Source organism: Pantoea sp. SS70, assembly GCF_029866845.1.
In the GTDB taxonomy this organism is placed as follows: domain Bacteria; phylum Pseudomonadota; class Gammaproteobacteria; order Enterobacterales; family Enterobacteriaceae; genus Pantoea; species Pantoea leporis.
The window spans coordinates 553047-577685 of sequence record NZ_CP117200.1; the positions used below are offsets into that span (position 1 = coordinate 553047).

Sequence of the window (24639 nt, forward strand, 5' to 3'; positions counted from 1 at the left end):
ATTATTTCACTTTCCGCCGGCGTTGATCGATATCCGCCAACAACGCATTGATCTGCGGGTCGTTAAACATCGCCTCCAGCGAAGCGCTGAGTTTGCGGCGCCAGTTGGGATATTGGCGGGTGGTGCCGGGAATATTCACCGGGGAAGCCATATCCAGCCACTCTTCGGGTTGCAGGCCCAGCAGCGCGCTATTGCTGTCGGCCAGATAACGCTGCATCGCCGCACTTAACGCGCGATCCATCACCTGCGGTTCGGCCTGTTCGGGCAAGCAATTGCTGCGTTGCAGGCTCCTAATCAGGGCGCGGCGCGCGGCTAAGCGTGACTTATTCAGCCCGGCAAGAATTTGCTTATCAGGATAAAGCCCCAACTCGCTGCCCAGCCGTAAATCGTCGCTTTGCCACCAGCCGCGCAGGGTCGGCATATCGTGGGTAGTAGCGACCGCCATCGCCTGACGCGGCCAGCGGGCGGGCGCGCGAAATGCCACTTTGGACGTCTGCTCAAAATAGAGCACTTTGTAAGAGTAAACGCCCGCGTGGTAGAGCTTGCCGATGATCTTCTCCGGCACCGTACCCAAATCCTCACCAATCACCATGCAGTGATGACGCTGACTCTCCAGCGCCAGAATCGCCAGCAGATCGTCGATGGGATAATGCACATACGCGCCTTCCGCCGCGCTTTCGTCCTGCGGGATCCACCACAGTCGCAGCAGCGCCATTACGTGATCAATGCGCAGCGCGCCGCAGTCGTGCATGTTGGCGCGCAGCAGATCAATCCACGGCTGGTAGGCGCGCGCCTGCATAATCTGCGGATCCATCGGCGGCAATCCCCAGTTCTGGCCCAGCGGGCCGAGGATATCCGGCGGCGCGCCGACGCTGGCCTGCAAGCAGTAAAGCTCGCGATCGCTCCAGGTTTCCGCGCCGCCCTGCGCCACGCCCACGGCCAAATCGCGGTATAAGCCAATCGGCATCGCCTGCTGCTGGCACACCGCCCAGCAATCAGCAAACTGGCGCGCGGCCAGCCATTGCAGCCACAGATAAAAGCGCACGTCATAGGTGTGTTCGATGCGGAATGCCCGCACCGCTGCGCTCTCGGGCGACTGCAACGCCGCAGGCCAGGTTGTCCAGTTGTAGCGCTGAGGATCTTCGGCGATCTGCGCAGCGTGCAGCGCATCAAACACGCCCTGATGCAGCAGACTTTCACCGCCTTGCTGCATAAAGCTTTCAAAGGCGACAACCAGGCCATCATCCCCACCGCGCTGCCTGAACTGCTGCCAGGCGAAACGCAGCGCCTCCAGCTTGAGGTCAGTAACCGCTGAGTAATCGACCCACTCAGCGTCCCGCGCCGCCTGTAACGCCTGCTGTGTGCTGGCCGCCTGCCACCAGCGTTGCGCTTCTTCACTCAGCGTAAAATCCTCAACGGCGGCGACATCGATATACAGCATGTTGAGCCAGCGTCGCGACGAAGGGCTGTAAGGGCTGGCGCTTTCCGGCGTTGCCGGGAACAGCGCATGCAGCGGGTTCAGCCCAATACAGGCACCACCGCGCTGCGCGACCTCAACCAGCATCTGCTTTAAGTCGCTGAAATCGCCGATTCCCCAGTTGGACGCCGACCGCAACGTATACAGTTGAATGCAGGCGCCCCACAGCGATTGCCCTTGCTGGATGGCTGGCGGCTCGTAACAGCGCACGGGCGCGACAATAATCCGACAGTGAAATGCCTGCTGCTGCGCAGTGAAACTGAGCTGGTGATAACCCAAAGGCAGCGCAGGCAAAACGATCGGCTGGTTGGCGATTGCGCGACCTTGCCAGCGTTCGCCCTGTTCCGCGATCAGCTGCCATTCGCCTGTTATGCCGGGCGCAGGCAGCACAATCTCCGCGTGTTCTTCCTGCACGATCAGTACCGGCGGCAGCGGCGAAGCGTGCGGTTGCGCGGGATGCATCGCCGCCAGCAAACGCTGGCGGGTAACGGCAGAAACCGATTGCAGCTGGCCGTGCGCGTCAATGTATTCGCTGGCGATTTCGGCGGTTGGCGTCATGGTGCTGTTCATCGCGCGGCCTGCCAGATGCGTTGCTGATAGTCGCGGATGGCGCGATCGGCGCTGAACATGCCGCAGCGCGCGGTGTTGAGAATCGCGGCGCGCGTCCAGCCATGCTGATCGGCCCACAAGGTTTCTGCCTGCGCCTGCGCGTTGAGGTAGTGACGAAAATCGGCCAGCACCAGATAAGGATCGCCGCCTTTGGCGCTCAGGCTTTGCAGCAGCGGCTCGAACGCGGTGACGTCGCCGTCGCTGAAGGTGCCGTCTTCTAACGCTTTCAATACCCGATCCAGCTGCGCATCTTTTTTGCGCCACGCGTCAGGCGAGTAACCTTCTGCTTGCAGCGCGCTGACCTGATCAACGGTATGACCAAAGATAAAGATATTGTCGCGCCCAACCTGCTCAGCGATCTCCACATTGGCGCCATCCAGCGTGCCGATGGTTAAGGCGCCGTTCAGCGCCAGCTTCATGTTGCCGGTGCCGGATGCCTCTTTGCCAGCGGTAGAAATCTGCTCGGAGAGATCCGCCGCCGGGATCAGCCGCTCGGCAACCGTAACGTTGTAATCAGGCACAAACACCACTTTCAGGCGATCGCCAATGCGCGGATCGTTGTTGATGGTGGCCGCCACTTTGTTGATTGCATAGATGATGTTTTTGGCCAGCACGTAACCCGGCGCGGCCTTGGCACCAAACAGCACCACGCGCGGCGTCAGGTTGGCCTGCGGATCGCTCACCAGCGTTTGCCACAGCGCGATAATGTGCAGCAACGCCAGATGCTGACGCTTGTACTCGTGCAGGCGCTTGATCTGTACATCAAACATCGCCTCAGGATTCACCTGGATGCCGGTGCGTTCTGCGATCCATTGCGTCAGCGCAACCTTGTTCTGCTGCTTGATGGCGCGATACTGCGCCTGGAATGCGGCGTGATCGGCGTAAGTTTCTAACGCTTTCAGCTGATCGAGATCGGTGAGCCACGGCTGATCGAGGGTTTGGCTTATCAACGCCGCCAGCGCCGGATTGCACTGATTAATCCAGCGGCGCGGCGTGATGCCGTTGGTGACGTTGTGAAATTTTTCCGGCCACAGCGCGTGATATTCCGGGAACAGATCTTTTACCACAAGCTGCGAGTGCAGCGCCGCCACACCGTTCACCGCAAAGCCGCTGGTGACGCAGAGATTGGCCATGCGCAGTTGGTTATTGTGAACCAGCGCCAGTTTCGCCCAGGTCGCTTCGTCGCCCGGCCAGTGCGCTTCAACCTGCTTTTTCAATTGGGCATTGAGTTGGTTAACGATCAGCATATGGCGCGGCAGCAGGGCGCGCACCATGCGCACATCCCAGCACTCCAGCGCTTCAGGCATCAAGGTGTGATTGGTGTACGCAAAGGTGCGCTGGGTAATGTGCCACGCCTCGTCCCAGCTCAGCGCGTGTTCATCCAACAGCAGGCGCATCAGCTCGGGGATCGCCAGCGTGGGATGGGTATCGTTGAGTTGAATCACCTCATAATCTGGCAAGCTGGCAATGCTACGACCGGCGCGCTGATGACGGCGCAGAATATCCGCCAGCGAGCAAGCGCACTGGAAATACTGCTGCATCAGGCGCAGCTTTTTGCCGTTGTCGTGATTGTCGTTGGGGTAGAGCACTTTAGTGAGTTTTTCAGCTTCAATGCCCGGCTGCTCGGCGCGCAGAAAATCCCCGTTATTGAAGCGCTGCAAATTAAACGGCTGCGCATGTTTCGCCTGCCACAAGCGCAGCGGCTGAGTGACGCCATTCTGATAACCGACCACCGGCAGATCCCAGGCTTCGCCGAGAATTTGCACCGCCGGCTCCCAGCGCGCAACGCCATTGTGCGTGATGACTTTGCCGCCGAGATGCACCGGCACAGTTAACGCCGCGTTATGGTTAAACCACGGATAGCTGTCGCGCTGCCAGTCATCCGGCATCTCCTGCTGCGCGCCATCAACAAAGTGCTGGCGGAACAGGCCGTACTGATAATTGAGTCCGTAGCCGGTGGCGGGTTGTCCCACGGTTGCCATCGAATCGAGAAAACAGGCGGCGAGCCGGCCCAAACCGCCGTTGCCCAGCGCCGGATCGGTTTCACACGCTTCCACGTCGCTCAGCGTGATATTCCACTCGGCCAGCGCCTCGTTCACCTCGTCATACCAGCCAAGGTTGAGCAGATTGTTGCCGGTGAGACGACCAATCAAAAACTCCATCGAGATGTAGTTAACGTGACGCTGCGGCGTGGCCGCAGGCGGCGCAGGCATCTCCGCCAGCATGTCGGCCAGTGCGCCACTCAGCGCCTGCCACCATTGGTTTGGCGTCATCTCTTGTGCATCGTGCAGACTAAAACGTTGCCATTGTCGGGTTAGCGCGTGTTTAAAACGGGTGCGATCAAATTTCATAATCAGTCCTGTCAGGGCGGAGGTGAATGTGCTTCATTCTGCGCGTCAGCCATGACGCGCTCCTCCTCCTGCACCAAATTCAGCGGGGAGGATGAGCGGGGAGGAGAGGCTGAGGGAAATCTTAAAGTGTGATAGGAATGTGATAACCGTCGCTTTTGTTAAGACTGCTTAATGGGTTAGCTTGCATTAGGTAAACGAATATCTGAACGTATGTGACTATTAATTACGAAGCGTAAAATAATGATGCGCCACGTTTAGGGAGAAGCGTTTACCGATGTTAATACCCTCCAAACTTAGCCGACCGGTCCGCCTTGAGAACACGGTTGCGCGCGAGCGCCTGATGCAAAAACTTGGCGCGGCGGGCAATTACCGTTTGGTATTGGTGACCAGTCCGGCGGGATATGGCAAAACCACGCTGATCTCCCAATGGGCGGCGGGGAAAGCCAATCTGGGCTGGTATTCACTGGATGAGGGCGACAATCAGCCTGAACGCTTCGTCGATTACCTCATCGCAGCGCTGCAGCAGGCAACGCAGGGCGGCTGCGCCTCCAGCGAAGCGCTGGCGCAGAAACGGCAGTACATCAATCTGAACGCGCTATTCGCCCAGTTGTTCAGTGAGCTGGCGGCGTGGCAGCAACCGATTTGGCTGATCATCGATGATTACCATCACATCACTAATCCCGCGATTCACGACGCGATGCGCTTCTTTCTCCGCAATCAGCCGGAAAATGTGACGCTGATTTTGCTGTCACGTAATTTGCCGCAGCTCGGCATTGCCAACCTGCGCGTGCGCGAACAGCTGATTGAGTTAGGCAGCCAGCAGCTGGCGTTTACCCATCACGAAGCCAAACAGTTTTTTGATTGCCGCCTGAAAACGCCGCTGGAATCGGAAGAGAGCGGGCGTCTGTGCGATGACGTGGCGGGTTGGGCGACGGCGCTGCAGCTGATCGCGCTCTCGACGCGTCAGGGCGCCAGCTCCGCTCAGGATTCCGCGCGCCGTCTTTCCGGCATTAACGCCAGCCATCTGGCGGATTATCTGGTTGAGGAGGTGCTGAATAACGTGGATAGCGCCACACGACATTTCTTACTGAAAAGCGCGCTGCTGCGATCGATGAACGATACGCTAATCGCCTGCGTAACCGGCGAAGAACAAGGGCAGATGCGGCTGGAAGAGATTGAACGTCAGGGCCTGTTTTTGCAGCGCATGGATAACTCGGGCGAGTGGTTTAGCTATCATCCGCTGTTTGGCAGTTTTTTGCGTCAGCGCTGTCAGTGGGAACTGGCGGCGGAATTACCTGCGCTGCATCGCGCAGCGGCTGAAAGCTGGATGCGGCTGGGTTTCCCTGGCGAAGCAATCCATCATGCGCTGGCGGCTGGTGATGCGTTGATGCTGCGCGACGTGCTGCTGCAATACGCCTGGACGCTGTTTAATCAGAGCGAACTCACGCTACTGGAAGATTCTCTCAAGGCGCTGCCGTGGGAAATTCTGCTGGAAAATCCAAAGTTAGTGCTGTTACAGGCGTGGCTGATGCAAAGCCAGCACCGGTTTTCCGAGGTGAGCAGTTTGCTCACGCGCTTTGAGCACTCCTGCAGCGAACAGATTGATGATGTGCTGCGCGGCGAATTCAACGCGCTGCTGGCACAGGTTTCGATAAATGACGGTAACGCTGAAGAAGCCGAGCGGCTGGCGTTGCTGGCGCTCGATGCGCTGCCGGAAAGCCGTCAATACAGCTGCATCGTGGCGACGTCGGTGTTGGGCGAAGTGATGCACTGCAAAGGCGAGCTGAGCAATTCGCTGAAGCTGATGCGCCAGACCGAGCAGATGGCGCGCCGCGAGGAAGCGTGGAATTACGCGTTGTGGAGCCTGATTCAGCAGAGTGAGATTCTCTTTGCGCAGGGGTTTTTACAGTCCGCATATGAGATACAGGAGCGGGCATTTGTGCTGGTGAAAGAGCAGCATCTGACGCAGTTCCCGATGCATGAATTCCTGCTGCGAATTCGCGCGCAACTGTTGTGGGCGTGGGGCCGACTCGACGAAGCAGAACAGGCGGCGCGCGAAGGGATAAAAGTGCTGAAAGGCTATCAGCCGCAGCAGCAGATTCAGTGCCTCGGTTTGCTGGTGCAGTGTTCGCTGGCGCGCGGCAATCTCGATAATGCGCGCAGTCACTTGAGTCGGCTGGAGAATCTGCTTAACAACGGATCGCTGCATAGCGACTGGATCGCCAATGCCGATAAGGTGAGGGTGATTTTTTGGCAGATGACCAGCGACAGCCAAAGCGCCAGTAGCTGGATGCGCCAGACGGTGAAACCAGAGTTTGCCAACAATCACTTCCTGCAAGGGCAGTGGCGCAATGTCGCGCGTGCGCAGATTCTGCTGGGAAATATGAGCCAGGCCGAAGTGGTGCTGGATGAGCTGAATGACAATGCGCGCGCGCTCAACCTGATGAGCGATATGAATCGCAATCTGCTGCTGTTAAATCAAATTTACTGGCAAACCCAGCGCAAAGCGGAAGCGCAGCAGGCGCTGACCGAAGCATTAAAACTGGCGCGTAGCACCGGTTTCGTCAGCCATTTTGTGATTGAAGGTGAAGCGATGGCGCAGCAGCTGCGTCAGCTGATTCAGCTCAACACGCTGGATGAACTCGATAATCATCGCGCCAGACGCATTCTCAGCGAGATTAATAAATATCATCGCCATAAGTTTGCCCATTTTGACGAGGGCTTTGTTAGCCGCCTGATTAATCATCCCGATGTGCCGGAACTGATTCGCACCAGCCCGCTAACCCAACGCGAATGGCAGGTTTTGGGGCTGATCTATTCAGGATACAGCAACGACCAAATTGCTGGCGAGCTGGATGTCGCTGCTACTACCATCAAAACGCATATCCGCAATCTGTACCAAAAATTGGGCGTAACGCACCGCGCGGAAGCGATGAATCAAGCGCAGTCGATGCTGCGGATGATGGGGTATGTTTAAGGCGGACACCGGCTCGCGGTTCAGACATATTCCAGAAAATAATGTCCCTCTGAAGGGGAGCGGATATAGGCAAACCCAGACACGCCCAAGTGCATACCTGCAATCAATAGGTTTTCTCGTGAAGCGCGCTCAAGAATTGCTCTTCGTGTTTGCTCTGCCTGGTCAGGATCGTAATCAAAGGCGATTGAAACTTGCGGATGGGCAATTTGAATATGCGGATAATGCGTAATATCACCCCAAATCAGTAATTTTTCATCGCGGGAATCTATCAGGTAGCCGCTGTGACCAGGCGTATGTCCCGGTAGACTGACTGCGGTGATATCTTCAGCAATCGCTGTTTCTTCCGTAAATCGAACAGTTGAATAAGCTTCGAACGTGCGACGAAACAGCGAACCATTCATCAGTGCGCGTTCACTCAGGCTAGTTAATTTTTCATTATCCAGCCAGAAGTTTGCTTCTGCTTTGCTAATGTAGAGTGCTGCATTTCGGTAAGCGGGTCGCCCATTCTCACCCAGCAGACCGCCAATATGATCGGGATGCGCGTGGGTCAACAACACAGTATCAACCTCGTCAGGCATGATGCCGGATAAAAGGAGGTTTCGTCTTAATTCTCCACCGATATGATTGAGGTTTCCCATACCCGAATCGATCAATATTATTCGTCCCGCTCCACGGATGAGATAGCTATTAATTTGGATATCATCCGCTGCTTTTATTCCGGCTTGTTGCTGTATATTTACCGCTGCTTCAGGTTCTATTCCAGATAACAGACTCAGGCTGGCTTTCATCACGCCATCACTAAGCGCAGTGACCTTATAATTGCCGATATTCCTTGTGCTGAATACGTTCGTCAAAATTACCTCGTCAAATGTAGATATTAAAATAGAAGATGACTTTGTTTGCTTAATTAAACGTCGCATTACTTAAGATGTTGCGGCAATATTTATTGTGTGGCTATCATCATTCTCGACTGAGTTGTGACCGGAAAAGTTATGGACATTAAGTTATTGCGCTCTTTTGCTCTCGTCGCCGAACTCGAGCACATCGGTCAGGCAGCTGAGAAATTGCATATTTCAGCATCCCCTTTGAGCCGCCAAATTCAGCAACTGGAAGATGAGTTAGGTGTGGCACTTTTTCATCGGGAAAAGAAACGCCTCTATCTCAGCGCCGAGGGCAAGCAGTTCCTGACAGAAGTGAAGGCATTGCTTTTGCACCATGATCGTCTGAATGGACTGGGTAAAAGTTTGAAGAATGGTCAGTCGGGCAGGCTTGATATTGGCTATGTCGAAGCGGCCATTCACTCACTTCTGCTTCCTGAAAGCCTTGCCCGGTTAAATTGCTCGTCAAAAGTTGATATACAGCTCCATGCCTTACGCTCACAGGCACAAATCGATGCGCTAGCGAATCATGCGCTGGATCTGGCACTGGTTTATAACGAGCCGGAAGAGGATGACTGTTTTGCCTTTCAAAGCGTGTTAGTTGAGCCGGTGGTGCTGGCTATGCCAATAGAACAGGCAATTAGGGATCCCAAACCTGAGCAGTTACACATGAAGCGCTGGATCGCCGATAAGCAAAGTCTAAACACGGCAGTGTCCAACCGCTTGCTTGAGGTGTGTGAAGGGAGTGGGTTTACGCCTGATATTCGGCTTGAGGTTAGCGGACCACTGGCGGCGCTCTCCTGTGTTGAAGCAGGGCTGGGATTTACCTTTATTCAGCGAAGTCTTGCGCGGCTTGCTTCGTCGTCGGTCATTGTTGTTGAAGTCCCCTGGCTGGCGCTGTATGTGAATCTCTATGCGGTATGGCGGAGAAATGAGGCCAAACCGCTGGTCAGCCGCTTACTGACGGCACTGAGGGAACACGTTCCCTCTTGATGTTAATGTGATAGCCACTCTTCGCGGGTCAATTCCCACAATTCATAATCGAGAACACCCGCGACATACTCTTTTTTGCCAGTTTCAATCAGACGCATGCCGGATTTACGTGAGATCTTCACTGAGCCTGTATTCACCGCCGCTTTTGGCACACGTAATACTTCGCGACCCAGCGTTTTAAACCAGAAATCATTCACGGCGTTGCAGGCTTCACTCATATAGCCACGTTGCTGCCACTCAGGTACCAGCCAAAATCCGCGGTTATCATTTTCTGCATCGCGCAGTTCGATCAGACCAATCAATTCCTCAGGCTTCTCCTGACGTCTGATACTCCAGCACCAACCTCGACCTTCCTTAACGGCGGGCAACACCACGTTATCAACGTAATTCTGTGCGGCACCTTCAGGATAAGGCCAGGGCACGGCAGCATTGAGATAACGCACTATCTCCCAGCGCGGAAAGGCGATTTGCATCGCCTGCCCATCACCGCTTTCCAGGGGCTTCAGGATTAATCGTTGCGTTTTGATTTCTGGCGTCATAGTTCCTCCCTAAGAAACGTCACTTTACTTCTGAAGAGTAGAATGATCGCACCAGTTTCGCATTGAATTAATTCCGCCATCCGGTGAGGTAAAGCCAGCGCAGCCTAATATCGAGTCGAATAACTTCTCATGGAATACCGGCGTTTTGTCGTTCTGCAATTGCTGCAGTTTGGCAAATGACGCTTTGTTATTACTGTCACTCAAAAACTTATCGGATGCCCACACCATAATCGGCACCGTGCGCTGCGCCATCTGCGCATGATCGCGTGGCGTGCCGTGGAAATGCAGATTGTCGGAAATCGATTCTCCGTGATCGGAGGCATAAAACACGATGGCATTTTTATCTTTCAGGCTATCGAAAGTCTGCTTAAGGAAATAATCAGTGTACAAAAGACTATTATCGTAAGAGTTGATCATCTCCTGCGTGTTACAGGCATCATCAATGCCCTGACACTCCGGTGTGTAACGCGCGAATGCCCGTGGATAGCGTTCGGTATACATATAATGTGAACCTTTGGTGTGAAGAATCACAATATGTTTACCCTGAGGATGGCGCTGAATGGAGTCCTGCAATTCATTAATTAACGCCATATCATCCACCGGCTTACCGACATTACGCTTCTCCGCCTGAATAGATTCGCGCATTGAGTAACTGTCGGCCATGACTTTGTTATAGAACCAGGCTTCGCTCTGCATGGAATAGAGATCTTCCGAGAAACCTTGCTTCTTCATCACTGTGAAAACATTCATCTCTTTCAGGGTGCGCTGCGGAGCTTCTGAGGCACCGCCTTCTCTGACAAACATACAGCGCAGCGAGAGCTTGGTTGAGGTATCACAGGAATAACCCTGCAAGTGAACGAGGTTTTTCTCGTGATCGAGATAAGGTGTGTTGTCGCGATCGTAACCGTATAAACCCATATGATCGCGGCGGGCACTTTCACCAATCACAAACACGATATACAAGTTATCGGCATTTTTCGGTGGGACGTATTTAAAGTGTTCTGCGGGATCGTATAGATTACGGTTGTCTTCAGCCTGACTGAATGAACTGTATGCCAGCAAGCCAACGCCTGATAACCAGTTAGACGGTGAATAAGTGCCGGCAACAATGCCGCCGTAGCTGGCCATCATGCGGTTATTTTTCTTGTCCTGTTCATCCTGCATCTTGCCCATTAAATTCAACGGTAACCAGCAACCCAATGCGGCAATCACAATGGCGATAGTTTTATAAGACCAATAACGCTTTTTGCTGATATTTGAAACGGGTTTACTGCGCATTCCGCGCCAGATTAGCCACAGCGGAATGACGTTGATAATTACCATCCACAGCACAAAGTGCCAACCCACCGATTCCTTAGAAAGATCCAGTGAATCGGTGGCTAAAACGGCGGCGATGATTCCATAACCAATATCAATATTAAAGAAAATCATGTAATAACTGGCCGCGCTGGAGAAAATCACCAGCATGGTCATCAATACGCGCGACAGATATTTTCCGGTTAATGAGGTTAACAACGTTAACAGCATCACCAAACAAAATGCAGCGATGACCTCAGTCATTAATGAAAGGGTATTATCAAACTGCAGTTGCGTATAGCGCCGGATAAAAATCGGAATGTTAAGCAGTACGCCGATATAGAGCGAAATAAACGCCGGTAGATAAAACTGTTTAACCCAACCCTTTATAAACATGTGTTCCCCGTTCTTATAATAAACAACTCAATCACTTGCCTGAAAATTGACAACCTTAAGTGAGAGGGTGGATTTGGGGAAGGAGTTCAACTGTTGCTAAGCTTAAAGTATGTTATATTGTAACAAAATCAGGAGCTGACGCTTTTCATGAACATTAAAATCCAGCAAGCCGATCCCCACTCATCAGAATCCCAATTACTGGTAGAGAAGTTATCAGCCGAACTCGCCGTCATAACCGGCGATAACGGCAAAAGTCATTTCAACGCTCAGGAGCTCAACAATGAGCATTCTTTGTGGGTGCTGGCCAGAGATGAAGCGGGCAATGCCGTGGGCTGCGGAGCAATGAGACCACTTGCAAAACACATTGCTGAAGTAAAACGTATGTACTCCGATCGTAGCGTGCCGGGCGTTGGCGCTGCGCTGCTGGAGTATCTGGAAACACGGGCCAAAAGTATGGGATATCGCGAAATCCGGCTATCGACCCGCGTAATCAATAGCCGTGCCGTGGCTTTTTATCACCGTTGCGGCTACGCGCAAATCCAGAACTACGAACCTTACGTCGGAAGAAACGAATCGATCTGTTTTGCTAAAACGCTGTGAGTTTGACAACCTACCAATAGTAAGTTACTACTAGTAGCTTACTCATCACGGAGGTTGTCGCTATGCATGCTCTGATCGTTACTGCTCATCCGGACCAACATTCACACACGCACCACATCGTCTCGCAGGTGGCACAAGGAATCGCTGCTGGTGGCCACAGCTATGAAATTGCCGATCTGGCGGCGGAGAAGTTCGATCCGCGCTTCAATCAGGCCGATTTCGATCAGTTCAAAAGTGGCGCGCCGTCGCCTGCCGATGTTGTGGCCGAACAGCAACGTCTGGATCGCGCCGATGCATTGATTCTGGTTTATCCCATCTATTGGTGGTCGTTTCCGGCGCAGCTGAAAGGCTGGATCGATCGCGTTTTCACCCAAGGTTGGGCGTACGATGATGATGGCCAAACTGTGGTGAAAAAGCTCGGCCATTTGCAGGTGCATTTGCTGGCGCTGGGCGCGGCGAGCCAGCGCACCTATGTGCGTCGGGGCTATTTCAGCAGCATGCGCACGCAGATCGATGAGGGGATTTTTGGCTATTGCGGCGCGCCGGTGGTGACCAGCGAATTGCTGCTGCCAACCGATGAACATTATCCCGACGCGCATTACACGCTGGCAAACCAACTCGGACAGCGACTTTTTCACGTGAAGGAAATGGCATGAATCAACCCACTCGCCAGCGCATGTCACATCAGGCACGTCGTCAGCAACTAATTGGCGTGGCGTGGAATCTGGTGCGCGAGCAGGGCAGCGATGCGCTGACGTTAGGACGCGTGGCGGAAGAAGCGGGCGTCAGTAAACCGGTGGTCTACGATCATTTTGGTACGCGCCACGGTCTGCTCGCGGCGCTGTATGAAGATTTTGATCTGCGCCAGAACGCGATTATCGAGGCGGCGATGCATGCTGCCGGTGCCAGCCTTGCCGAGCGAGCAAACGTGGTGGCGTCGAGTTACGTCGATTGCGTGTTAACGCAGGGACGTGAAATTCCCGATGTGCTGTCGGCGCTTGATAGCACGCCGGAACTGGCGGAAGTGAAACGCAAATATCAGCTCGATTTCATTGAAAAATTTCGCAGCTGGTTTGCGGAGGCAACGTTGCCGCAAGCCAGCATGTGGGGAATGTTAGGCGCCGCCGATGCGATTTCCAATGCGGTGGTGTGCGGTGACATCAGCCAGCAGCAAGGATTAGCCGAACTTCAGGCGCTGATTCTGGCGCTGGTGGAACGTCACCAGTAACCTTTTATCCAGCCAACAGGAACAACAGATGTCATTACGCGAGATTGATAGCGATTGCTGGCAACAACTGGAAACCGGCGCAAGCGATCCCGATGCCGGTTTTCACTTCTTAACGCTCGCGTCGGTTGATCAACAAGGCAAGCCGCAGGCAAGGACGCTGGTGCTGCGCGCGGTTGACCGCGTCAAACGCACGCTGGAGTTGCACACCGATATGCGCAGCCCGAAATGGCAGGCGCTGGCGGTTAATCCAGACGTTACGGTTCTGGGATACAGCGCAAAAACGCAGCTGCGGTTGCAGGGAACGGTCGAGCTGCACGCCGCGCACAGCGCAGTAGCTGAAGCGGCGTGGCAACGATTATCGCGCCGGACGCAGCAAACCTATGCTGGCGCTGCGCCGGGAAGTGACATTGACCACCAATCCAATGATGTCGCTAACGCCGAGGATAATTTTGGCGTGTTGCTAATCCGAATTACCCAACTGGATTGGTGCCTGCTGGCGCGGGAAGATAATCAAAGAGCGTTGCTGAATTACACCGACGACGGCGCGCTAGTCAGCAGCAAAAGGGTGCATCCGTAACTAAGGCGTGCATTGTTGCTGCGCCTTGCGACGAACGTTAAACAGCAGAAAACTTGCCAGCGCCAATCCCCAAACGCCCGCCGCGCCATACAACAGCACGTCGGAAAAACCGTCGGTGAGCACCTGCGCGGCAATATCGTGGTTCAATGAAACCTCGCCGCCGCCGGCGATGCGCTCGGCCAGCGTATGCAAATCACTTTGTCCCGGCATAATGCGTTGCAAACTCGCCGCAATGCCCGCCACCAGCAAACTGCCCATCAGCGCGATATTGATGGCAAGTGTAATCAGGCGCGCGCTGATATCAATCCCCGACGCCATGCCAACGCGATTACCCGGCACCGATCCGGTTGTGGTGTTGGTCACTGGCGTGTTGGTCAATCCGAGCGCCATTCCAGCGAGCAGCGCGCCCGGCAGTAAACTCATCTGCTGCGCCACGGCGAACTTCATCAACATAAAGCCCGCGCCGATGGTGAATAATCCCAGCGGAATCATGCTCGCCGCGCCAAAGCGCACCACCAGTTTCTCGCCCAGCGGCGGCATTAGTAAGGTTGGTAAAGTGTAAGCCAGCAGCGCCAAACCGGTTGCCATGCTGCTGTAGCCAAGGCCGCTTTGATAATAGACCGGCAAATAAATCATCAGCGGCCAGAAGCTGAAGTTCATGCCAATCGAGCCCATCAATGCCCCGGAAAAGGCGCGGATACGGAACACGGAGAAATCAAACATCGGATGTGGATGGCGCTTCTCAATCCATACAAACAGCAGCGCGCTCAATAGTGTAACCAGCAAAATCAGTTGTGCCGCGACGCTGTTCCAGCCGAGGCTGCTGCCCTGCGTAATGAGATAGGTGGCGCCTACCACGCTGAGCGATAAGGTAATCAGGCCGCTGAGATCGAGCTTTTGGGCTTCAGCATCGCGCGATTCCACCACATTTTTCAGCGCGAGGATCAGCGTCAGCAGCGCGATAAATCCGTGTACCAGAAACACCCATTGCCAGCTAAACCAGGCGACCAGTATGCCGCCGATGATCGGCCCGAATCCCAGCCCAAAGCCAAAGGTAATGCCCCACGCGGCGAACGCACGGCTGCGCGCTTTGCCCTGCGGAAACTGGAACGACAGAATAGCAATCAGGCAGGTTAACATCGCGCCACCGCTTAATCCTTGCAGCAAACGTCCGACAATCAGCCACAGCGCATTGCCCGCCAGTCCGCACATCACCGATGTCACGCCGAAGGCGATAATGCTGATGATGAAGATGCGCTTGCGTCCATAAGTGTCGGCCAGCGTGCCGGTTGCCATTAACACCGCGGTGCAGGCCAGCGTATAGGCGTTCATGATCCACTGCAATTCGCGGAAGCTGGCGTGCATCTCCCTTTCCAGCACCGGCAAAATCACCGGTACGCTGGATATCTCCAGTCCCGACATCAATGCGGCCAGACAAACCGCCATCAGCGCCAACATGTTCTTCATACTCAATCCCTGCGATACGTTAAGAGCGTGCCAGCATGAAAGATTGGCGTGCGAGTGGAAATCTGCCTGCATGCCATATATCGTCAAGATCGTGCCAATTTCTCCGGTGACCTTTAATGCAAATGATTGCTCCGCTTCATGGCCATTCGCCTGCACCGTTCAACCGCCGACTGGTTTTGCTGGCGTATGAATGTCTGTGTACCTTTGAGTTCGGCATCGCCGTTGAGGCTTTCGGGCGTGCCGACGAAGTGTTCGGCCAGCCTTTATACGATTTGAGCGTGGCGTCGGTGGAAGAGGGCGTATTCGGCGCGCAAGGTGGCGTGCGGCTGGTGGTCGACGGCGGACTTGAGCTGCTGGAAGAGGCGGGCACTATCGTGATTCCCGGCTGGCGCAGCGTACATGAACCGGCATCGGATCAACTTATCGCCGCGTTACAAAAAGCCCATCGCAACGGCACGCGTATTGTTTCGATCTGTGCAGGCAGTTTCGTGTTGGGCGCTGCCGGATTGCTAAATGGTAAGCGCGCGACCGCACACTGGAACAGCACCGAGATTCTGGCGCAACGCTTCCCGCAGGTGCAGGTTGAGCACGGTATGATTTATGTTGATGAGGGCAGCATCATTACGTCAGCGGGTGGCGCAGCGGGCGTGGATTTGTGCCTGCATCTGATCCGCCGTGATTATGGTATTGAAGTGGCAAACCGCACCGCGCGCCGCATGGTGACGCCGCCGCTGCGCGAAGGCAATCAGGCGCAGTTGGTTCAGCAGCCGGTGCCGCAGCGTGCGGCAAAAAATCTTTCGCCGTTACTCGATGATTTGCGTAATCACCTCAATGCGCCGCTGGTGATTGATCAACTCGCCAGGCAAGCTGGCATGAGCCGCCGCACCTTTTTACGCCGTTTCCATGACGCCACCGGCACCACGCCGGGAGAGTGGATGTTGAGCGTGCGGCTGGAAAAAGCTTGCGCACTGCTGGAGAGCGGCAAGCTGAGCATTGATCAGGTTGCTGAACAGGCGGGATTTGGATCGCCAGAAACCTTACGTCATCACTTCAGACAGCGGCTCAACACTACCCCGACCAACTGGCGCAAGTCATTTAGTGAAAGAGGGGTAACACAATAGATTCCGTGGGTCGCCGTTAAAGGCGACCGTTTTACATTTAATTCCCGCGATAAGTCGAATAACCAAACGGGCTCAACAGCAGCGGAATATGGTAGTGCTCGCCGGTGCTTTCCATATTGAACTCGACCGGAATTTCCGGGAAGAAGGTTTTCTGGTTGTTCATTTTGTAATAGTCACCGGTTTTAAACACCACGCGATAGCTGCCTGCGCTGGCGGTTTTATCTTCCGGGAACAGCGCGCTAATCCTGCCGTTGCTGTCGGTTTTGCCGCTGGCTAATTTCACCCAGTTATTGTTCTGTTTCTGATCGAGTTCAACCTCAATACCCGCTGTCGGCGAGCCTGTTTGCAGGTTCAAAACATGTACGCTGAGCGGATTTTTTGGTGCTGCCGGTTGTGCTGCTCCCGCTGACAGGCTGGTCGCAATCAGGATGGCGCTGGCTGAGATAAAGAGAGTTTTCATTAAAATATCCTTTTTAAGCAGGTGAATGTGCTGCAATCCTGGATGCTTCAACAACAAAATCATAATTGATAAGACTAAATGTGAAATTTCTGAGATCTGACGAGCAATCGATCACGTGCTGACATCTTAGCGGGCATTGATGCAAACCTGGTGGCCATGAAGGGCGAGCATACGGAATGCGGGGGATTGGTGTTGTCACTCCCTCAGTACAAATGGCGGTTAATTAATTATCAGTGAGCGGCAGCTACGTTAATCCGCCTCCGATTATTCTGAGTCATCTGTCAGGATTTTTCTCTAAAAGTTGTACCAGTTTAAATAGCCTGTACAAATATAATTTTGAGTCAGGGATTTACTATTAGCTTGCAAATGTAATTTTGTGGTTAATAAGCGAAGGGTAAAGCCTGGATAAGCGAAGCGGTAAATAAATTGAAGTTGATCAAGAAATAATCGATTATACGGATTTTTAGCTGGAAATAACCCTCCTGACATGGATAAATCTGTATTTAAGCGAAGCGTAAATACAGTATCAGGAGAGTGTTGTGCAGAAGTAAAATGATGTTAGATGTTTATTCTTTTGGGAAGAATGTTATTTGCGTCGGCTGATTTTCCCTCCTTTTCTTCCTGCTTCAATGGCGCGCTCCGGGTCGTTTTTGAAGTTACCGCTGCTAGCCTGACCGCCTTTGCGCCCGGCTTCAGCCGCGCGTTCCTTGTTCTCTGCGAAGTTGCCTGCACCACCACGACGTTGCGGCTTTTTTTCTTCCTCATCGGGTAGCTTCTTAGCGTCCGTCATTGGTTCTCCTCTTTTTTAAATACCAACATAATGCAAAATAAATGTAGTGCCATTTTTTCCAGTTTCAAGCCTGGGTTTCTCGTAAGTCTTAATTCTAAGAGGCTTGCTTATGTTACTTCCAGTTAAATTTTCACTTCTCTCTAAATGTAACTACCATTAGTTACGTGCTTAAGATTTTTAACATTAAAAAGAAAGCTTCTCTAGCCAGATAATAAGCGAAGCGGTAAGCGCATTTACTTATAACCTCAATCGCAATTCTTGCGCACATTACTTGCAGCTTGACGCTTGCTTGCTACGTTTAATTAATCTTCTTGTTTAGCCTAAATTAACGCTTCGCTTATTTTGCTCAATTAGCCTAAATGAGCTGATGTCATACCCATCAGGCAGCTAACTGTCGATGTTCTTCTCACTACCGGAGCAAATTGATGACCAAGGAATTTGTATATCTGGATTGGTTGCGCGATGCGCATGCGATGGAAAAACATGCAGAGCCTTTGCTGCAGGCAGCTACGCTGCGGCTGGAGGAGTTCCCGCTGTTGCAGGCACGTATGAAGCAATATGCACAACAAACCGCTGAACAGCAGCAGTGGGTGAAAGACGTTTTGAAACGCTACGACAGTAACTGGTCAGCGCTGAAAGACGCGTTAGGACGATTGTCGATCGTTGGGCAAGCCGCGAGCGATATGTTGCGCAATGAAGAGGGCGTGCGCATTGCGGTGAGCAGCTACGTGTTCTGTAACTATAAAGTGGCAACGTACACCGCATTACTGGCCGCAGCGCAGCAGGCGGCGGACAGCAAAGGTATTAAGACTTTCCAGCTGATCCTGCAACATGAAATCCAGATGGCAGATTGGCTTCTTCATCAGCTGCCGGACGTGGCGAACGAGGCCATTTTGCATAGCGCGGTAGCCGCAGTCTGACGGATAACTATAAGTGGTCGGCAGCCTTGCTCTGCTGACCGCTCAATTTGGCTTGCAGGTTAAACGCTACAGAGAAACTAACTGTTTTCCCTTAGTCAAATTGCTGCAAATAATAAAATCAGGATCATTCTTTGCTATTTGTTAGCCTGGCGAGAACCTTTATTCTAAATTAAGTAAAAAAACCAGGCTTAGAATTTTATGTTATTCCCTATCAGTAAATGGAACTGATCAATGAAATCGATTTCAGCAAAATAACACTCCGCGTCTGATATTTGAAATGTGACCCTATCAATCATCGTCTCTAATGTTAATGAAATTGCTGACGATAACAGCAGAGATGCTGCCGATTAACGCCCGTAGCTCTTCTGTTTTTTAAAACAACATTATTGTCTTCACTACTTTTCAATCAAAATCATTGAGGTTTCTAAATGGACGTAGTTCAAAGATTTTCACGTAATGTAAAGTTGCGAACCAAACTTACAATATCCTCTATGCTCAATATCGCGATGCTACTTTTAGTGGCGTTACTCGGATTAAATTCGCTGTTCTTAGCGGAAACCGGCGTTAATGGCATGATGAAAGACGATTACCCGACTATTGCATTGGGCAACCGATTAATTGATGAGATCAACGTAACGGTGCAGCAGCAGGCGCTGCTGCTGAGCCCGATTGATGCGCAACGCCGGACAACGATTCAGAGCAATCTTCAGGATGCCTCAAAGAAAATTACCGAAACCTACAAGCAGTTAAATAAGCTGGCTACCGATGATGAATCAATCGCATTTCTCAAGCGCGTGGAAGTGAGGCGAGCAGAGTTCCTTAAAGAGCGAAATGTATTCTTCGATTTAGTGAATAGTGATGTGACAAAAGCAGTGAATTTCTATTTTTCTACGCTTGCCTCAGCGCAAAGAAATTATATCGATGAGGTTGAGGGGTTTATTACCCTGCAAGAGCAGCAAATGGATGGCTCCTATAATAATTTTATGGCGTCATACGGCAAAACTAAAATTTCCATGCTGATTATTTTTGTGGTGGCTATTTTACTTTCAGCATTTATTGGCTGGATTATTATCCGCTCGATTACGGTGCCATTGAAAAAAGTGATCGCCTTTCTTGGTCGAGTGGCGGATGGCGATCTCAGTTCTGATTTTCATGAACAACGAAAGGATGAAATGGGGCAGTTAATTAACGCCATCCAGCAGATGCAGGAAAAGATGTCGGATATTGTCAGCCATATTCGCATTAGCGCAGAACAGATTTCCGGCGGCGCCAGCGAAATCATGTCGGGCACCAACGATCTCGCGGCGCGTACGGAAGAGCAGGCCAGCTCGGTAGAGCAAACGGCGGCCTCGGTGGAGGAGTTCAGTGCCACCATTAGCAACACGCGTAATAATACCCACGTTGCCGCCGATCTCTCCGCTAAGGCGGAAACCACGGTAGGACGTAATGCCAGCATGATGGACAACGTCGCCAGCAAAATGGCCGAAATCAATGATTCTGCCAGCCGCATGGCGGAGATCATCAACCTGATCGATTCCATTGCTTTCCAGACCAATATTCTGGCGCTCAATGCTGCGGTAGAAGCCGCACGCGCGGGTGAACATGGTCGCGGTTTTGCCGTGGTGGCGCAGGAAGTCCGCGCGCTGGCGCAGAAAACCGCCACCTCATCGCATGAGATCCGTAATTTGATTGAGGAGTCGTCCACGCGTATTGCCGATGGGCGCGATATGGTGACGGATGCCAATAAATTGATGAACGGCATGATGTCGAACGTGGCTGAGATGAAAGAGTTGCTGGTGCAGATCAATCAGGCCAGCAGCGAGCAGGCCGACGGCATCAGCCAAATCAACACCGCGATTAGCCAGATTGATATCACCACGCAGCAGAATGCGTCGCTGGTGGAACAATCGCTGGCGGCGTCGGCGATGCTGAGCGAGCAGGCGGCGAATATGGTGAATAGCGTGAGCGTGTTTACGCTGCGTCAAACCGCTTAATGCGCGGGTGATCCAGAACGGCATGTGCGTTCTGGATCTTTTTTTAAATTGCCGGATATTCGCCAGTACCTTCTGGCCACGGCGTCAACAAATCAAAGCCGGTTTCGGTCACGGCGATGGTGTGTTCCCACTGCGCTGACAGCGAGCGGTCTTTGGTGACCACCGTCCAGCCATCGGACAGTACACTGGTGCCGGCTTTACCCGCATTGATCATCGGTTCGATAGTGAAAATCATGCCCGCCTGTAACGCCAATCCCGTGCCAGGCGTGCCGTAATGCAGAATCTGCGGATCGCCGTGATACACCTCGCCAACGCCGTGACCGCAATATTCGCGCACCACCGAGAAACCGGCTTTTTCCGCGACCTGCTGAATGGCGGCCCCGATATCGCCTAAGGTCGCGCCCGGTTTTACCACTTTGATACCTGCCACCATCGATTCGTAGGTGATATCCACCAAACGTTTGGCGCGCACCGACGGCTGGCCAACGTAATACATGCGGCTAGTGTCGCCGTACCAGCCATCTTTAATGATGCCGACGTCTATGTTGACGATGTCGCCATCCTTGAGCTTTTTCTCGCCCGGAATGCCGTGGCACACCACGTGATTCACTGACGTACAGGTCGTTTTGCTGTAACCGTGATAGCCAATATTTGCTGGCACCACTTTTAGCTCGTTTACCACGTAATCATGACAAATCGCGTCCAGTTGATCGGTGGTGACGCCCGGTTTAACGTACGGCGTGATGATCTCCAGCACTTTAGCGGCGGCGTGTCCGGCGGCACGCGCCAGTTCGATCTCTTCAGCGGTGTGCAGTTTGATGCTCATTACGCGATTCCCTGCGAGGTGAATAAAGGATGGTCGAGCAGTTGCGCTAAATCCGCGCCGCTGTCGCGTTCAACGCGCATCAGCAAGCGCGTCAATTCCTGATGATTGAGTGACGGATAAATTTCGGCCAGCATGCCGATCTTCATCCAGTGTTCCGCCTGCGCGTTGATGGAACGGCTCATCGCCGTGCTGGCGATGCGCAGATTCTCATGCATTAAGTCAGAGATTTTTACGATGCCCATGGTGCAACCTATATATGAATCGTATGTGATATGTATATAGGTTACCGTTTTAGGCTGGGATATGCAAAAAGGGGGTGAAGCCAATCCATGGCGGACAAAATCCTAAGGCGCCTTACTCAGACTTCGTTGGAGGACGACGACTTATTTTGCCTCCTTTCCGTCCCGCTTCAACGGCGCGTTCAGGATCGTTTCTGAAGTTGCCTCCACTGGCTTTGCCTCCCGCCTTGCCAGCTTCTTTCGCACGTTCTGGATCGTTAGCAAAATTCCCTGCGCCGCCTCTGTAGCTCTGTTTGTTCATAGGAAGACCTCTTATCAATGTTCCGTTAGATTTGAGGACTAGCTAGTCACGCTGCAATTTTAGTTCGCCGTTGCGTTAAAGCCAGGCCGTAAACGCCGATCATTGAAAATGATCATTAAGCGCGATGAAATTTGTCGAATTAATAGTGACCTTCGTCACATTTTACAATTCCTGACTATACTTCTGCCTTTTGGGTTTCAACCTTTGCGCTACAAGGCGCGTTCAATATGCAGGGAACAGGAATGGACACATCGCAGCAAAACAGTGACGACGATTCAGCGCTAAGTAATCTCACCGTTAAACAGCGCATCTTCTTTGTGGTACTCGTAGCGACAATGGGTGCGCTGGCTTTTGGTTATGACACCGGGATTATCTCAGGTGCCTTGCCGTTTATGACCTTGCCACCTGATCAGGGCGGTCTTGACCTCACACCGTTCACTGAAGGTTTAGTCACTTCATCCCTGATCTTCGGTGCCGCGCTGGGTGCTTTCCTCAGTGGTTATTTCTCCGATCGCTTTGGCCGACGCATTACGCTGCGTTCTCTGGCGCTGATTTTTGTGCTGGGCGCGATTGGTACCGCCTTAGCGCCAAACCTGCACGTAATGGTGGCGATGCGTTTTCTGCTGGGGATTGCGGTGGGTGGCGGTTCCTCAACCGTCCCGGTGTTTATTGCCGAAATTGCCGGGCCAAAACGGCGTGCGCCGCTGGTGAGCCGCAACGAGCTGATGATTGTTTCCGGTCAGCTGCTGGCTTATGTGGTCAGCGCGGTGATGAGTTTCACGCTTAACGATCCGCATCTGTGGCGTTATATGCTGGCGATGGCGATGATTCCTGGCGCGTTGCTGTTTATCGGCACCTTCTTTGTGCCAGCGTCGCCACACTGGATGGTGGCAGAAGGACGCATCAAAGAAGCGAGCCGTATCCTGCACAAACTGCGTGAAACGCCGCGCGAAGTGAAAAAGGAGATGACGGAGATGCGCCAGCACGCTAAAGCGGCGCGTCAGGGGCCGTCAGCGCGTGAACTGCTGCAAGAGAAATGGATTCTTCGCTTGTTACTGGTGGGCGCGGGGCTCGGCATTGTTATCCAGTTCACCGGCGTGAATGCCTTTATGTACTACACGCCCGTGATTCTGAAAACCACCGGCATGGGCACCAACGCCTCGATTGCGGCGACCATCGGTAACGGCATTGTTTCGGTGCTGGCGACCATGGTGGGCATCAAAGCAGTGGGACGTTTTGGTCGTCGTACCATGCTGATGACCGGTTTGTCGGTAGTGATCGCCATGCAGCTGGCACTCGGCTGCGTGCTGCTGTTGATGCCACAGGACATGACGCAAAGTATCTTCGCGCTGGCAGCGATCCTGGTGTTCCTGTTCTTTATGCAGATGTGCATTTCGCCGGTTTACTGGTTGCTGATGTCGGAGCTGTTCCCGATGAAAGTGCGTGGCGTGCTGACCGGCGCTGCCGTTTCGTTCCAGTGGATCTGTAACGCGGCGGTGGCGTTTGCCTTCCCGCCGCTGCTCTCCGCCACCGGCAATGGCGCGTTCTTTATCTTTGCTGCCATCAACGTCGGCTCGCTGATCTTCGTGATCACTATGCTGCCGGAGACCAAAGGCAAATCGCTCGAGCAGATCGAAAATGAGATGCGCGAGCGGTTCAGCGAGCAAGAGCAGGATCAGCAAACCGCGTAGCGGCGCTTGAGAATTCCTGGTCACGGGAGGAAGATACGCATCTTTCACCGGGCCAGGATTTCCCATGCTAATCACCGCCGAGAACACGCGCACCTTCAACACCGATATTCGCCTGGCCTGCACGCTGGCCGCCGTTGCGGGCGCACTTAACACCGCAGCGTTTGAAACGGTCGGCTTTTTCTCGGCGAACATGACCGGCAATGTCTCCTCACTTTCCGACCATCTGGCCAAAGCCAATCTGCACGTCGGCCTGTTTTTTCTGCTCATCGTGCTGCTGTTTATCGCCGGATCTTCTGTCTCAACGCTGATAATCAACTCCGGCAGACGGCGCCAGATTCGCGGCATCTACGCCATCAACATCCTGATTGAAGGCATCGCTTTGCTGCTGCTCGGCGTGATTGAAAGCTGGTTTCGCTTTAGCGGCTCTGGCGTGCTGCTGGTGCTGAGCCTGAGTTTTTTGATGGGATTGCAAAACGCCGTTGTGACGCGCATTTCCAACGCCCGCGTGCGCACCACGCACGTTTCTGGCACCGCGACCGATATCGGCATTGAGCTGGCGATGCTGTTTGATGTGCTGCGCCGCAAAGAATCCCCCAAAGATGCGCCGCTCTACATTGAACGGCTTAAGCTGCATTTTTACACCGTGCTGGCGTTTTTGGCCGGCGGTGTGTTGGGGATTTGGCTGCTGCAGTGGATGAGTTATCTGCTGCTGATGGTGATCGGTGCGCTGCTCAGCGTGCTGGCTTTAGCGGCACTGAAACGGATCTGATCGGTGAGCAGCTTCACAGTTTTCCGCATCGTTCGCTAAAACTGCTTGCCACTTTTTCCGCGCTGTTAGCATGATAGCGCCCGTTAAGGATTGTTACTGTTCGGCAGGCAAAACCTGAGACGCGCCCTTTTTCAGTTGAA

Annotated in this window: 22 protein-coding genes; 11 read left to right on the forward strand and 11 right to left on the reverse strand. The window is 53.3% G+C overall.

Features of this window, described 5'->3' with window-relative positions; genetic code table 11:
* Window position 1: 1 nt before the first annotated feature.
* Window positions 2-2047, reverse strand: coding sequence for a 4-alpha-glucanotransferase (gene malQ, locus PO881_RS22135; RefSeq protein WP_280173018.1), 2046 nt, complete (start codon window positions 2045-2047; stop codon window positions 2-4).
* The gene (gene malP, locus PO881_RS22140; RefSeq protein ID WP_280173019.1) at window positions 2044-4437 is read right to left on the reverse strand and encodes a maltodextrin phosphorylase; all 2394 of its coding nucleotides are present in this window, start codon (window positions 4435-4437) and stop codon (window positions 2044-2046) included. The genes malQ and malP overlap by 4 nt, the downstream gene beginning before the upstream one ends.
* A 274-nt stretch (window positions 4438-4711) precedes the next feature.
* Between malP and malT the strand changes: the two genes are divergently transcribed.
* Window positions 4712-7414, forward strand: a complete 2703-nt coding sequence (gene malT / locus PO881_RS22145; protein ID WP_280173020.1) for an HTH-type transcriptional regulator MalT — start codon at window positions 4712-4714, stop codon at window positions 7412-7414.
* A 20-nt stretch (window positions 7415-7434) separates the two neighbouring features.
* On the opposite strand, the gene PO881_RS22150 is transcribed toward malT, so the two are convergent.
* Window positions 7435-8271 carry an MBL fold metallo-hydrolase gene (locus tag PO881_RS22150; RefSeq protein ID WP_280173307.1) on the reverse strand — a complete coding sequence of 279 codons (837 nt, stop codon included), beginning with the start codon at window positions 8269-8271 and terminating at the stop codon, window positions 7435-7437.
* Window positions 8272-8406: 135 nt separating this feature from the next.
* Between PO881_RS22150 and PO881_RS22155 the strand changes: the two genes are divergently transcribed.
* Window positions 8407-9285 (forward strand): LysR family transcriptional regulator, encoded by an 879-nt coding sequence (locus tag PO881_RS22155; RefSeq protein ID WP_277975241.1) that lies wholly within the window; start codon window positions 8407-8409, stop codon window positions 9283-9285.
* A 2-nt stretch (window positions 9286-9287) separates the two neighbouring features.
* Here PO881_RS22155 and PO881_RS22160 read toward each other — a convergent pair whose 3' ends face one another.
* Together PO881_RS22160 and eptB are read right to left on the reverse strand one after the other, a co-directional pair.
* Window positions 9288-9824, reverse strand: coding sequence for a GNAT family N-acetyltransferase (locus PO881_RS22160; RefSeq protein WP_222184242.1), 537 nt, complete (start codon window positions 9822-9824; stop codon window positions 9288-9290).
* 24 nt (window positions 9825-9848) lie between these two features.
* Window positions 9849-11516 (reverse strand): kdo(2)-lipid A phosphoethanolamine 7''-transferase, encoded by a 1668-nt coding sequence (gene eptB, locus PO881_RS22165; RefSeq protein ID WP_280173021.1) that lies wholly within the window; start codon window positions 11514-11516, stop codon window positions 9849-9851.
* 147 nt (window positions 11517-11663) lie between these two features.
* On the opposite strand from eptB, the gene PO881_RS22170 reads away from it, so the two are divergent.
* The 4 genes from PO881_RS22170 (at window position 11664) to PO881_RS22185 (ending at window position 13921) form a co-directional block, all read left to right on the forward strand.
* Window positions 11664-12116 (forward strand): GNAT family N-acetyltransferase, encoded by a 453-nt coding sequence (locus PO881_RS22170; protein ID WP_280173022.1) that lies wholly within the window; start codon window positions 11664-11666, stop codon window positions 12114-12116.
* A gap of 62 nt (window positions 12117-12178) precedes the next feature.
* Window positions 12179-12772, forward strand: a complete 594-nt coding sequence (locus PO881_RS22175; RefSeq protein ID WP_280173023.1) for an NAD(P)H-dependent oxidoreductase — start codon at window positions 12179-12181, stop codon at window positions 12770-12772.
* Window positions 12769-13344 (forward strand): TetR/AcrR family transcriptional regulator, encoded by a 576-nt coding sequence (locus tag PO881_RS22180; protein WP_280173024.1) that lies wholly within the window; start codon window positions 12769-12771, stop codon window positions 13342-13344. The genes PO881_RS22175 and PO881_RS22180 overlap by 4 nt, the downstream gene beginning before the upstream one ends.
* 28 nt (window positions 13345-13372) lie before the next feature.
* Window positions 13373-13921 carry a pyridoxamine 5'-phosphate oxidase family protein gene (locus tag PO881_RS22185; RefSeq protein ID WP_280173025.1) on the forward strand — a complete coding sequence of 183 codons (549 nt, stop codon included), beginning with the start codon at window positions 13373-13375 and terminating at the stop codon, window positions 13919-13921.
* On the opposite strand, the gene PO881_RS22190 is transcribed toward PO881_RS22185, so the two are convergent.
* Entirely contained in the window at window positions 13922-15388 is a 1467-nt protein-coding gene (locus tag PO881_RS22190) for an MFS transporter (RefSeq protein WP_280173026.1), read from the reverse strand.
* Window positions 15389-15504: 116 nt separating this feature from the next.
* On the opposite strand from PO881_RS22190, the gene ftrA reads away from it, so the two are divergent.
* Window positions 15505-16509: a transcriptional regulator FtrA gene (ftrA, locus tag PO881_RS22195; protein WP_280173027.1), complete on the forward strand. Its 1005-nt coding sequence runs from the start codon at window positions 15505-15507 to the stop codon at window positions 16507-16509.
* Between the two features lie 37 nt (window positions 16510-16546).
* Here the strand turns inward: ftrA and uraH are convergent, their stop codons facing one another.
* Together uraH and PO881_RS22205 are read right to left on the reverse strand one after the other, a co-directional pair.
* The gene (gene uraH / locus PO881_RS22200; RefSeq protein ID WP_280173028.1) at window positions 16547-16969 is read right to left on the reverse strand and encodes a hydroxyisourate hydrolase; all 423 of its coding nucleotides are present in this window, start codon (window positions 16967-16969) and stop codon (window positions 16547-16549) included.
* A gap of 586 nt (window positions 16970-17555) precedes the next feature.
* The gene (locus tag PO881_RS22205; RefSeq protein ID WP_064740224.1) at window positions 17556-17759 is read right to left on the reverse strand and encodes a general stress protein; all 204 of its coding nucleotides are present in this window, start codon (window positions 17757-17759) and stop codon (window positions 17556-17558) included.
* A 425-nt stretch (window positions 17760-18184) separates the two neighbouring features.
* On the opposite strand from PO881_RS22205, the gene PO881_RS22210 reads away from it, so the two are divergent.
* Both PO881_RS22210 and PO881_RS22215 read left to right on the forward strand, forming a co-directional pair.
* Window positions 18185-18679 (forward strand): DUF892 family protein, encoded by a 495-nt coding sequence (locus tag PO881_RS22210; RefSeq protein WP_222183016.1) that lies wholly within the window; start codon window positions 18185-18187, stop codon window positions 18677-18679.
* Window positions 18680-19107: 428 nt separating this feature from the next.
* On the forward strand, window positions 19108-20673 hold the full coding sequence (locus PO881_RS22215; RefSeq protein ID WP_280173029.1) for a methyl-accepting chemotaxis protein: 1566 nt from the start codon (window positions 19108-19110) through the stop codon (window positions 20671-20673).
* A gap of 43 nt (window positions 20674-20716) precedes the next feature.
* Here the strand turns inward: PO881_RS22215 and map are convergent, their stop codons facing one another.
* From map to PO881_RS22230, 3 genes are all read right to left on the reverse strand, one after another.
* The gene (gene map, locus PO881_RS22220) at window positions 20717-21499 is read right to left on the reverse strand and encodes a type I methionyl aminopeptidase (RefSeq protein ID WP_101761304.1); all 783 of its coding nucleotides are present in this window, start codon (window positions 21497-21499) and stop codon (window positions 20717-20719) included.
* Window positions 21499-21741, reverse strand: a complete 243-nt coding sequence (locus PO881_RS22225) for a ParD-like family protein (protein WP_008106304.1) — start codon at window positions 21739-21741, stop codon at window positions 21499-21501. Before PO881_RS22225 ends, map begins: the two co-directional genes overlap by 1 nt.
* A 112-nt stretch (window positions 21742-21853) precedes the next feature.
* Complete coding sequence (locus PO881_RS22230) at window positions 21854-22039, reverse strand: general stress protein (RefSeq protein ID WP_101761305.1); 186 nt, start codon at window positions 22037-22039, stop codon at window positions 21854-21856.
* 242 nt (window positions 22040-22281) lie between these two features.
* Here PO881_RS22230 and PO881_RS22235 point away from each other — a divergent pair, with 242 nt between their 5' ends.
* Both PO881_RS22235 and PO881_RS22240 read left to right on the forward strand, forming a co-directional pair.
* Window positions 22282-23730 (forward strand): sugar porter family MFS transporter, encoded by a 1449-nt coding sequence (locus PO881_RS22235; protein WP_137387035.1) that lies wholly within the window; start codon window positions 22282-22284, stop codon window positions 23728-23730.
* Window positions 23731-23794: 64 nt separating this feature from the next.
* Window positions 23795-24499: a YoaK family protein gene (locus tag PO881_RS22240; protein WP_192412774.1), complete on the forward strand. Its 705-nt coding sequence runs from the start codon at window positions 23795-23797 to the stop codon at window positions 24497-24499.
* Window positions 24500-24639: the final 140 nt, after the last annotated feature.